The sequence below is a fragment of the Ramlibacter sp. genome (genome assembly GCF_028292805.1).
In the GTDB taxonomy this organism is placed as follows: domain Bacteria; phylum Pseudomonadota; class Gammaproteobacteria; order Burkholderiales; family Burkholderiaceae_C; genus Ramlibacter.
In genome coordinates this window covers 1-11,287 of sequence record NZ_JAQGLS010000275.1, presented here as the reverse complement: position 1 = coordinate 11,287, position 11,287 = coordinate 1, and the positions used below count along the sequence as shown (strand labels likewise).

The following is an 11,287-nucleotide window of genomic DNA, read 5'->3' as shown; positions in this document are numbered from 1 at the left end:
CAGTTGCGGCGGCGCGTCGCGCGTGTCGGCGACCGTCACCACCGCACCCTGCCGCGCGCACCAGCGCGCCATGGCGAAGCCGGACGCACCGCAGCCGAGCACCAGGACGGGTTGGTCGCGCAATTGCCTCACCGCAGCTGCAGTGAAGAAAGGCCCACCAGGCACAGCAGCATCGTGATGATCCAGAAGCGGATCACGACCTGCGTTTCCTTCCAGCCGGTTTTCTCGAAGTGGTGGTGCAGCGGCGCCATCAGCAGGATGCGCCGGCCTTCGCCGTAGCGGCTCCTGGTGTACTTGAAGTACAGCACCTGCGCCATCACCGACAGCGCCTCGACCACGAAGATGCCGCCCATGATCGCCAGCACGATTTCCTGGCGCACGATCACGGCGATGGTGCCGAGCGCGCCGCCCAGCGCCAGCGCGCCGACGTCGCCCATGAACACCTGGGCCGGGTGGGCGTTGAACCAGAGGAAGGCCAGCCCGGCCCCCGCCATCGCGGCGCAGAAGATCAGCAACTCGCCGGCGCCCGGGATGTAGGGAAACAGCAGGTACTTGGAGAACACCGAGCTGCCGCTGACGTACGCGAACACGCCCAGCGCCGAGCCGACCATGACCACCGGCATGATCGCCAGGCCGTCCAGGCCGTCTGTGAGGTTGACCGCGTTGCTCGAGCCGACGATGACCAGGTAGGTCATGATCATGAAGCCGAACACGCCCAGGGGGTAGGTGATCTCCTTGAAGAACGGCACCATCAGGCCGGTCTTGGGCGGCAGGTTGACGTTGAAGCCCGAGGCCACCCAGCTGAAGAACAGCTCCAGCACGCGCCAGTTGGAGTTCTCGGAGATCGCGAACACCAGGTAGAAGGCGGCGAGCAGGCCGATGATCGACTGCCACATGTACTTCTCGCGCGAGCGCATGCCTTCTGGGTCTTTGTTGACGACCTTGCGCCAGTCGTCCACCCAGCCGATGGCGCCGAAGCCCAGGGTCACCGCCAGCACCACCCACACGAAGCGATTGCGCCAGTCGAACCACAGCAAGGTGGAGATGGCGATCGAGATCAGCACCAGCACGCCGCCCATGGTGGGCGTTCCGCTCTTGGCCAGGTGGGTCTGCAGGCCGTAGCCGCGCACCGGCTGGCCGATCTTCAGTTCCGCCAGGCGGCGGATCACCCAGGGCCCGAACAGGATGCCGATCAGCAGCGCGCTCATGGCGGCCATCACGGCGCGGAAGGTCAGGTACTGCACCACGCGCAGGTAGCCGAACTCCGGGCCGAGTGTCTGCAGCCATGCGGCCAGGCTAACGAGCATCGGGGGACTCCTTGGATTGTTGTTGTTCCGCGTGCGCGACGATCGCCGCCACCACGCGCTCCATCTGCATGAAGCGAGAGCCCTTGACCAGGATGCTTTCTGCGCGCGGCAGCGCCGCCAGCACTGCATCCTGGAGCGCCTCGATGTCGGCGAAGTGGGTGCCCTGCATGCCGGCGGCCTGCAGGCCCAGCGTGAACAGCTGCTCGATGCCGCGCTCGCGGGCATAGGCGCCCACTTCGGCATGGAAGGCCGGACCCTGGTCACCCACTTCGCCCATGTCGCCCAGCACCAGCAGGCGCGGACCGGGCAGCTCGGCCAGTACGTCGATGGCGGCACGGGCGGAGTCGGGGTTGGCGTTGTAGCTGTCGTCCACCAGCGTCAGGCTGCGCGTCCCCAGCTGCACGGCCAGCGCGCGCGAGCGGCCCTTGACCGGCTCGAAACTTTCCAGGCCGCGGGCCACTGCTTCCAGTGGCACGCCGGCCGCGAGTGCGCAGGACGCCGCGGCCAGCGCGTTGCGCACGTTGTGGCGGCCGGCGATATGGAGTCGGAATGCCACCAGACCGGCAGGCGTTTCCGCCTGCACGCTCCAGTGCCCCTGTTGCCATTCAGCCCCGGCCAGAAAAAGGTCCGCGCGGCCGCCTTGCGGCGCCGCGTCGGCAAAGGTCATGCACTTGCGCTGCCCGGCCAGGCCGGCCCACAGCGCACTGAATTCGTCGGCCGCGGGAAACACCGCGACCCCGTCGACGGGCAGCGCGCCGAACACGCTGCCGTTCTCGCGCGCCACCGCTTGCACCGTGGCCATGAATTCCTGGTGTTCGCGCTGCGCGTTGTTCACCATCGCCACCGTCGGCTCGCAGATGCCGGCCAGGTAGCCGATCTCGCCGGGGTGGTTCATGCCCAGCTCGATGACGCCGACGCGGTGTTCCGCCCGCAGCCGCAGTAGCGTCAGCGGCAGGCCGATGTCGTTGTTCAGGTTGCCTTGCGTGGCCAGAAAGTTGTCCGGCTGCCAGGCGCGCAGGATGGACGCGATCATCTGCGTCACCGTGGTCTTGCCGTTGCTGCCGGTGACTGCCACCAGCGGCAGCGCGAACTGCCGGCGCCAGGCGTGCGCCAGCCGGCCCAGCGCCAGCTTGCTGTCGTCCACCTCGATGCCGGCAAAGCCCGCCGGCAGCCGGCCCGGCTGCGCGATGGCGGCCACGGCGCCTTTGTCGCGCGCCCGGGCGATGAAGTCGTTGGCGTCGAAGCGCTCGCCCTTGAGCGCGACGAACAAGTCGCCCGGCTGCAAGCTGCGGGTGTCGGTGTGCACGCGCGCGATCGCGACGTTGCCGTCGCCGACCAGCTTGCCGCCGACCCAGGGCGCGGCGCGATGAAGGGGGAACATGGTTGTCATCGCGAGCGGCCCTCACCCCGGCCCGCTCCCGCTGGCGCGAGCGGGTGAGAAGTGCGCTGCGCGAGAGCCTTGCCGGCATGCGCCTGGTCGCAGAACGCGTGCTTCACACCCGCGATCTCCTGGTAGTCCTCATGGCCCTTGCCGGCGATGAGGATCACGTCGTGCGGGGCGGCGGCGGCCACGGTGTCGGCAATGGCGCGGGCGCGGTCGGCTTGCACCTGCGCGCGCTCGGCGCGCGCCAGCCCTTGCACGACCTGCGCGATGATGGCTTCGGGCTGCTCGCTGCGCGGGTTGTCGCTGGTGACCACCACGCGGTCGGCGTTCTTCTCGGCGACGGCAGCCATCAGCGCGCGCTTGCTCGGGTCGCGGTCGCCGCCGCAGCCGAACACGCACCACAGCTGGCCGCCGCGTTGCCGCGCCAGCGGCCGCAGCGCCTGCAGGCCCTTGTCCAGCGCATCCGGGGTATGGGCGTAATCGACGGCCACCAGCGGCTGGCCGGCTTGCGCGATGCGCTCCATGCGGCCTGGCACCGGCAGCAGGTCGGCGCAGGCGGCCACGGCCGCGGCCAGCGGCACGCCGACGGCGCGCATCATGCCCAGCACGCCGAGCAGGTTCGACACGTTGTACTGGCCGATCAGCTGCGTGCGCAGCAGGTGGCGTTCTTCGCCTTCGGCGACGGTGAACTGCAGGCCGCCGTCGGCATAACCGATGTCCAGCGCCCGCAACCGCGCGGGCTGCTCGCAGGAGACCGTCCACACATCGAGCGTGCCTTCGAGCTCGGCGCGCAGCACCTCGCCCTTGGGGTCGTCCAGGTTCAGCACGGCGGCCTGCAGGCCCGGCCAACGAAACAACTGCGCCTTGGCTTGCCAGTAGGCGTTCATCGAGCCGTGGTAGTCCAGGTGGTCCTGGGTGAAGTTGGTGAAACCCGCAACCCGCACCTGCATGCCGTCCATGCGCCGCTCGGCGATGCCGATCGACGAAGCCTCGATCGCGCAGGCCTTCAGGCCCTCGTCGAGAAAGCGGCGGAACTGGCGCTGCATCAGCACCGGGTCGGGCGTGGTCAGGCCGGTGGCTTCGACGTGCGGCGGGCGGCCAACGCCGAGCGTGCCGACGATGCCGCAGGGAATGTCCACGTTGGACAGCGCCTGCGCCAGCCACCAGGCGGTGGAGGTCTTGCCGTTGGTGCCGGTCACCGCCAGCACGTCCAGCGTGCGGCTCGGCTCGCCGTAGAACAGCGCGCCGACCTGGCCGGTGGCGGCCTTCAGGCCCGGGTAGGCAGCGACCGCATCGCCGTTGAAGTCGAAGGCTTGGCTGCCAGCCTGCTCCACCAGGCAGGCGACGGCCCCGTGTCGCAGCGCCTGCGGCACGAACTTGCGGCCGTCGGTGGCGGCGCCCGGCCAGGCGATGAAGCCCTGCCCCGCGCCAAGCTGGCGGCTGTCGCAATGCAGGTCGGTCGCGCCGCGCGCCCGCAGCCACTCGGCCGCCTGCTGGGGCGTGTGCAAAACGCGCATCAGAACGACTCCTGCACGGCCTGCACCACGATCTGCGGCTTGACGCTCATGTCGGGCAGCACGCTCATGAGGCGCAGCGTCTGTTGCACCACTTCACTGAACACCGGCCCGGCCACGGTGCCGCCGTAGTAGGTGCCGGCGCTGGGCTCGTCGACCATCACGGCCACGACGATGCGCGGGTTGTCGATCGGCGCCATCCCGGTGAACCAGGCGCGGTACTTGCCCGACGCATAGCCCTTGCCGACCTGCTTGCGCGCGGTGCCGGACTTGCCGCCCACCGAATAGCCCAGGGTCTGCGCCTTCTGGCCCGTGCCACCGGGGCCCGCGGCCAGCCACAGCATGTGCCGCACTTGCTTGGCATGTTCCGGCGAGAACACACGCACCCCGACCGCCGGCTCGCTGCTCTTGAGCATGGTGGCGGGGATGATGCTGCCGTCGTGGGCGAACGCGGTGTACGAGCGCGCCATCTGGAACAGCGACGCCGACAGGCCGTAGCCATACGACATGGTGGCCTGCTCGATCGGCTTCCAGGTTTTCCAGTGGCGCAGGCGCCCCGGAGAGGCGCCTGGAAAGGCGATCTGCGGCTTCTGGCCGTAGCCAAGCGCCGTGAACATCTCCCACATTTCCTGTGGGCTCATCTTCTGCGCGATCTTCAGCGCGCCGACGTTGCTGGACTTCTGGATCACGCCGTTGACGTCGAGCACGCCGTAGTTGTGCGTGTCGTTGATGGTGAAGCCGGCCATCGAATAGCGGCCCGGCGAGGTGTCGATGACCGTGTTGGCGCGCACCCGGCCCAGCTCCAGCGCCGCAGCGGCGGTGATCGGTTTCATCGTCGAGCCGGGCTCGAAGGTGTCCGTCAACGCGCGGTTGCGCAGCTGCTCGCCCGACAGGTTTTGCCGCCGGCCCGGGTCGTAGCTGGGATAGTTGGCCAGCGCCAGCACTTCACCGGTCAGGCTGTCCAGCACCACCACGCTGCCCGCCTTGGCCTTGTGGGCGATCACCGCGTCGCGCAGCTTCTGGTAGGCGAAGAACTGCACCTTGCTGTCGATCGACAGCTGCAGATCCCGGCCGTCCACCGGCGGCACCTGCTCCACCATGTCTTCGACGATGCGGCCCATCCGGTCCTTGATGACGCGGCGCGAGCCGGCGCGCCCGCCCAGGTCCTTGTTGAAGGCCAGCTCGATGCCTTCCTGGCCGTTGTCTTCCACGTTGGTGAAGCCCACCACGTGCGCCGCGGCCTCGCCCTCCGGGTACTGGCGGCGGTATTCCTTGCGCTGGTAGATGCCCTTGAGGTCCAGTGCCGCGATCTGCCGCGCCACCGGCTCCTCGACCTGGCGCTTGAGCCAGACGAAGTTGCGGTCCTCGTCCTCCAGCTTCTTGAGCAGCTCCGTAGTGGGCATGTCCAGCAGCCTGGCCAGCTTTGCCAGCTTGACCTTGTCGCGCTCGACATCCTCGGGAATCGCCCAGATGCTGGGCACCGGCACGCTGGTGGCCAGCAGCAGGCCGTTGCGGTCGAAGATGCGGCCGCGGTTGGCCGGCAGCTCCAGCGTGCGCGCGAAGCGCACCTCGCCCTGCTTGCGGTAGAACTCGTTGCCGAACACCTGCACCCAGGCGGCGCGCCCGGCCAGCCCGAAGAAGGCCAGCGCGATGCCGGCCACGATCAGCTTGCTGCGCCAGACCGGCGTGCGGCTGGCCAGCAGCGGGCTCGAGGTGTAGGCGACGGCGCGAGGGGCAGAGCGGCGCTTCATGCGGAAACCTCCCCCAGGCGTGCCCGCTGCGCCGGCCGCGCGGGCTGCGCCTCCCCCCTGCGCAAGCGCAGGGGGCGAGCGCCTTCGGGCGGCCGTGCGGCGCTCATGGCGTCCCGCCCTGCGCTGCGGCAACGCCCTCGAGCGTGACGTACTGGGTGATCGCCGGCGTGGCGGCGCGCATTTGCAACTGGTCGCGCGCCAGCCGTTCCACCCGCGCCGGCGTGGCCTGCGCGCGCTTTGCCACCTGCAGCCGCTCGTGGTCCGTCTCCAGCTTGCGCGATTCGTTTTGCGCCTTCTCGATCTCGGCGTAAAGGCGGCGCGACTGGTACTGGACCTGGACCAGGTACAGCGCGCTGGCCACCACGGCGAACAGCAGGAACAGGTTGACGCGCGTCACTGGACGACCCTCCGCGCCAAACGCTGCGCGGCTCGCCTCGAGGTGGCCCGGCGGCTCATGCCGGCACCTCGGTGCGCCGGGCCACTCGCATGATCGCGCTGCGCGAGCGCGGGTTGCCGCGCACTTCGTCCACGCTCGGCTTGACGCGCCCCAGCGCTTCCAGCCGCATCGGCTTGGGGGCGGCGAACGGTGCCCGGCGGTCCACCTGGTCGCGCGAATGTTTCGCGATGAACTGCTTGACGGTGCGGTCTTCCAGCGAATGGAAGGCGATCACCACCAGCCGGCCATCGGGTTCGAGCACGTGCAAGCTGGCCTCTAGCGCCTGTTGCAGCTCTTCAAGCTCGGCGTTGACGAAAATCCGAAGAGCCTGAAATGTGCGCGTTGCAGGGTCCTGGCCCTGCTCGCGGGTTTTGACCGTGCGAGCCACGAGCTCGGCCAGTTCGGCGGTGGTTGCAAGAGGGCCCCGTTCCTGTCGCCGAGCTGCAATCGCCTTTGCAACCTGGAAAGCAAACCGTTCTTCGCCATAGTCACGGATCACCTCCGTCATCTGCTCCACCGGGGCGGTGGCAAGCCATTGCGCCGCGCTCTGCCCCCGCGTGGGGTCCATGCGCATGTCCAGCGGACCGTCATTGCGAAACGAAAACCCCCGCTCGGGATTGTCGATCTGGGGCGAGCTCACGCCGATGTCCAGCAGCACGCCCGTGACGCTGGCGGCCGGCAATTCGCCCAGCGCCGCGAAGCCCTGGTGCCGGATGGCAAAGCGCTGGTCGTCGATCGCGTTGGCCACGGCCACCGCTTCCGGGTCCTTGTCGAAGGCGATCAGCCGGCCCACCTCGTCCAACCGGGACAGGATCAGGCGCGAGTGCCCGCCGCGCCCGAAGGTCGCGTCGACATAGGTTCCATCCGGCTTGGTGACGAGCGCTTCGACTGCTTCGTTCAACAAGACGGTGGTGTGTTGCCATGTGCCTGCCACCGCCCGCCTTCAGAAAGAAAAGTCCTGGAACACCTCGGGCATCCCCGCCCGCATGGCCTCGGCCTCCTTGGCCTCGTAGCTTGCCTTGTCCCACAGCTCGAAGTGGTTGCCCATCCCGAGCAGCATGGTGTCCCTGGTGATCCCGGCGGCCTCGCGCAGCTCCGGCGACACCAGCACCCGGCCAGTCCCGTCGAGTTCCATGTCCATGGCATTGCCCAGGAAGATTCTCTTCCACCACTGCGCGGCCATGGGCAGGGCGGCAATGCGTTCACGGAACTTTTCCCACTCGGGACGGGGGAAGATCATCAGGCAGCCGTGCGGATGCTTGGTGATCGTCAGCTGGTTGCCGGCGGTGGCGGACAGCACGTCACGGTGCCGGGTCGGCATGGATAGCCGCCCCTTGGCATCGAGACTCAGCGATGACGCGCCCTGGAACACCTGTGGAAGCCCTTGCTGTGAACAAAACGGCAAAAACGGCGGAGGCACGAAGCCACTTTCCACCACTTAATTGCACTTTTTTGCACTGTAGCAGGAAAACTCAGCGGCGCAATACCGAGGTGGTAAGTTTTGGCAATGAAATCAAGGACTTAGCGCGCTTTTTGCATGCACGACAGTGGCGAAAAGCGTTCTAAAGCAAGCACTTACGCCGGGCTGTGAAAGTGCTTTCACAACCTCAGGCGCAAGCATCAGAGGATGTAGCGAGACAAGTCTTCGTTCTGGCTGAGCTGGGCCAGCCGGTTGTCCACGTACGGGCCGTCGATGGCGATGGTCTGGCCTTCCAGCTTCGTCGCGTCGTAGCTGACCTCGTCCAGCAGTCGCTCCATCACCGTGGAGAGCCGGCGCGCGCCAATGTTCTCGGTGCGCTCGTTGACGTCGTAGGCGATCTGCGCCAGCCGCGTGATGCCATCGGGCGTGAAGGCCAGCGTGACGCCCTCGGTGGCCAGCAGCGCCTCGTATTGCTTGACCAGCGACGCATGGGTGGAGGTCAGGATGGCCTCGAAATCCCGCACCGACAGCGACTGCAGCTCGACCCGGATCGGGAAGCGCCCTTGCAGCTCGGGGATCAGGTCGCTCGGCTTGGCCAGGTGGAAGGCGCCGCTGGCGATGAACAGGATGTGGTCGGTGCGGATCGGCCCGTACTTGGTGGTGACGGTCGTTCCCTCCACCAGCGGCAGCAGGTCGCGCTGCACGCCCTGGCGGGAGACCTCCGCGCCGGAGCCTTCGCTCCGCGAGGTGACCTTGTCGATCTCGTCGATGAAGACGATGCCGTTCTGCTCGGCCCCGGCGATCGCCTGGGCGCGGATCTCTTCCTCGTTGACCAGGCCGGCGGCCTCCTCTTCCACCAGCAGCTTCATCGCCTCGCCGATCTTGAGCTTGCGGCTCTTGCGGCGCGGCGCCCCCATCTGGCTGAACATGCCGCGCAGCTGCTCGGTCATCTCCTCCATGCCGGGCGGGCTCATGATTTCCACCTGCGGCCTGGCTTCGGCCAACTCGATCTCGATCTCCTTGTCGTCCAGCTCGCCCTGGCGCAGCTTCTTGCGGAACACCTGGCGCGCCGTGCTGTCGGGCGCCGGCTCCTCACCGCGCGCCACCGGCACCAGCGCGCCCAGCACGCGCTCTTCCGCCGCATCCTGGGCCCGGGTGCGCACCTTGCGCATCTCGCTCTCGCGGGTCTGCTTGACGGCCATCTCGGCCAGGTCGCGGATGATGGAGTCGACATCCTTGCCGACGTAGCCCACCTCGGTGAACTTGGTGGCTTCCACCTTGATGAAGGGCGCGTCCGCCAGCCTGGCCAGCCGCCGCGCGATCTCGGTCTTGCCCACGCCGGTGGGCCCGATCATCAGGATGTTCTTGGGCGTGATTTCGTGGCGCAGCTTCTCGTCCACCTGCTGGCGCCGCCAGCGGTTGCGCAGCGCGATGGCCACGGCGCGCTTGGCGTCGGCCTGGCCGACGATGTGCCGATCGAGCTCGGAGACGATTTCCTGCGGCGTCATCGAACTCATGTGGACCCCCAGGCCCGGCATTGCATGTCCTGGCTGCGCCCCAAGGGGGCCTTCGCGCCTTCGGGCGGCCGTGCGGCGCTCATTCCAGCTCCTCGATCGTGTGGTTCATGTTGGTATAGATGCACAGCTCGCCGGCGATCTCCAGCGACTTCTTGACGATGTCGCGGGCCGGCAGCTCGGTGTTGTCCAGCAGCGCCTTGGCCGAGGCCTGGGCAAAGCCGCCGCCCGAGCCGATGGCGACGATCCCGTGCTCCGGTTCGAGCACGTCGCCGTTGCCGGTGATGATCAGCGAGGCCTCACGGTCGGCCACGGCCAGCATGGCTTCGAGGCGGCGCAACACGCGGTCGGTGCGCCAGTCCTTGGTCAGTTCGATGGCGGCGCGCACCAGGTGACCCTGGTGCTTTTCGAGCTTGCCCTCGAAGCGCTCGAACAGGGTGAAGGCGTCGGCGGTGGCACCGGCAAAGCCGGCGATCACCTTGGCGTGGTAGAGCTTGCGCACCTTGCGGGCCGTGCCTTTGACGACGATGTTGCCCAGGGTGACCTGGCCGTCGCCACCGATCGCCACCTGCCAGCGGCCGTCGGCGCTCTTGCGCCGCACGCTAATGATGGTCGTTCCGTGAAATGGTTCCATAACCACGGCAGCTTGGGGCGAGGCTTGCGAAATGCAAGCGCGCCCCCGGCCCCTTCGGACCGAACGGCGCTTTGCGCCGGGCGGCTGAACGTCAGTCCTGGCGGACGGAAACCCGTGCGTGCTCGCTGATGCCGATCACGTTGAAGAAGCCGGCCACCAGCCGGTGCACTTCGACGAACTGCACCTGCCGGCCCTCGGCCTGCCGCGCCGTTACCCAGTTGAGCAAGGTGCCGGCGGCGGTGAAGTCGGTGCGGATGAGGCGGGTGCAGGACACCACCATCACGTCGGCGTCCTGCAGCTTGGCTTCCAGCAGCTCCAGCGCTTCCTTGCCGTCGCCCAGGATCAGGCCCGACAACTCCACGGTGGCGATGCTCGACATCTGCGAGTTCATCGACACCGAATCGCCGTAGCCAGTCATCACCGACATCACCGAGTCGCGGTAGGCCTCGCCCACGATGGTGTGGCCGGCGACGTAGCTGCCGTCGGAGTGCAGGGGCTTGAATTCGCAACGCGCGCTGTCCCAGGACGGCGGCGACACTTCGTAGGTCACGCAGTAGTCCAGCGCCACCAGCTCGAACTCGTCGGGGCGGTGCATCACGCGCAGCACTTCCATGCGCAGCTTCCACCACGCCGGGCTGGCCGAGCGGTCGCCCGAAGGGGTCGCTTGCTTGAGTACGCGCTCCAGCACCTCGGCGCCGATAAAGCGCAGCTGCACCGGCTGCGAAGCCCACTGGGCGAACTGTTTGGCCAGCGGCTCCACCGCCGAATCGACGATGGAGGCGAGCTTGGTCCAGTTCAGGCGCCACGGCGGCGGCGCCTTGGCCAGCGCCGCGGCCAGCGCCGCCAGCGTCTGGGTGCCGAAGATGGCGGGACAGGTCCAGTCGGCGATCGCCTTGCCGCTGGGAGCGGCCGCCGCCGGCTGGTTCATCCGGCCGACGATCTCGGGCAGCGAGAACCACTGCGGCGCCGAGCGGCCGAAGCGGCCGGCGAATTCGATGGCGGCCGGCTCGTAGCGATCCTGCCGTCCGGTGGCGCGGTACAGGTCGAACAGCGCCAGCCAGGTTTCGTCGTGGTCGACGCGCGTGCCCTGCGGGCCGAGCACCTCGAGCAGGCCGGCCTCGGCGCCGGCGTCATCGCCATTGGCGAACCGGATCGACGCCTCCTCCAGCTCGGGATCGTGCGCGATCTCGCCGACGTCGATCGCCATCTGCTTGGAGTGCGAAAAGATGCTCGAAGGCGGGCCGCAGGGGTCGCCGTTCAGCAACGACGGCGGCGGCACGCCGGTTGCCGAGCGCGCGGCCATGCCGGGCATGCGCGCCGCGGCGGC

General features: G+C 68.3%; 10 protein-coding genes. All 10 read right to left on the bottom strand.

Going from position 1 to position 11,287, the window contains the following annotated elements; translation table 11 throughout:
- Positions 1-128 precede the first annotated feature (128 nt).
- On the bottom strand, positions 129-1,307 hold the full coding sequence (gene mraY, locus JWP65_RS16720; RefSeq protein WP_299765753.1) for a phospho-N-acetylmuramoyl-pentapeptide-transferase: 1,179 nt from the start codon (positions 1,305-1,307) through the stop codon (positions 129-131).
- Entirely contained in the window at positions 1,297-2,688 is a 1,392-nt protein-coding gene (gene murF, locus JWP65_RS16715) for a UDP-N-acetylmuramoyl-tripeptide--D-alanyl-D-alanine ligase (protein WP_299765751.1), read from the bottom strand. Before murF ends, mraY begins: the two co-directional genes overlap by 11 nt.
- Positions 2,689-2,693: 5 nt before the next feature.
- The gene (locus JWP65_RS16710; protein WP_299765749.1) at positions 2,694-4,208 is read right to left on the bottom strand and encodes a UDP-N-acetylmuramoyl-L-alanyl-D-glutamate--2,6-diaminopimelate ligase; all 1,515 of its coding nucleotides are present in this window, start codon (positions 4,206-4,208) and stop codon (positions 2,694-2,696) included.
- Positions 4,208-5,956 (bottom strand): penicillin-binding protein 2, encoded by a 1,749-nt coding sequence (locus JWP65_RS16705; protein ID WP_299765747.1) that lies wholly within the window; start codon positions 5,954-5,956, stop codon positions 4,208-4,210. Before JWP65_RS16705 ends, JWP65_RS16710 begins: the two co-directional genes overlap by 1 nt.
- A 103-nt stretch (positions 5,957-6,059) precedes the next feature.
- On the bottom strand, positions 6,060-6,353 hold the full coding sequence (gene ftsL, locus JWP65_RS16700; protein ID WP_299765745.1) for a cell division protein FtsL: 294 nt from the start codon (positions 6,351-6,353) through the stop codon (positions 6,060-6,062).
- A 55-nt stretch (positions 6,354-6,408) separates the two neighbouring features.
- Positions 6,409-7,326 carry a 16S rRNA (cytosine(1402)-N(4))-methyltransferase RsmH gene (rsmH, locus tag JWP65_RS16695; protein ID WP_299765744.1) on the bottom strand — a complete coding sequence of 306 codons (918 nt, stop codon included), beginning with the start codon at positions 7,324-7,326 and terminating at the stop codon, positions 6,409-6,411.
- 9 nt (positions 7,327-7,335) lie between these two features.
- Entirely contained in the window at positions 7,336-7,764 is a 429-nt protein-coding gene (gene mraZ, locus JWP65_RS16690; RefSeq protein WP_299765757.1) for a division/cell wall cluster transcriptional repressor MraZ, read from the bottom strand.
- Positions 7,765-8,012: 248 nt separating this feature from the next.
- A complete protein-coding gene (hslU, locus tag JWP65_RS16685) occupies positions 8,013-9,329 on the bottom strand; it encodes an ATP-dependent protease ATPase subunit HslU (protein ID WP_299765755.1) in 1,317 nt (438 codons plus the stop codon).
- A gap of 79 nt (positions 9,330-9,408) precedes the next feature.
- Positions 9,409-9,960 (bottom strand): ATP-dependent protease subunit HslV, encoded by a 552-nt coding sequence (gene hslV, locus JWP65_RS16680; RefSeq protein WP_299765742.1) that lies wholly within the window; start codon positions 9,958-9,960, stop codon positions 9,409-9,411.
- 91 nt (positions 9,961-10,051) lie between these two features.
- Positions 10,052-11,287 (bottom strand): STAS domain-containing protein (locus JWP65_RS16675; protein WP_299765740.1); only part of this gene is annotated, 1,236 nt, incomplete at its 5' end.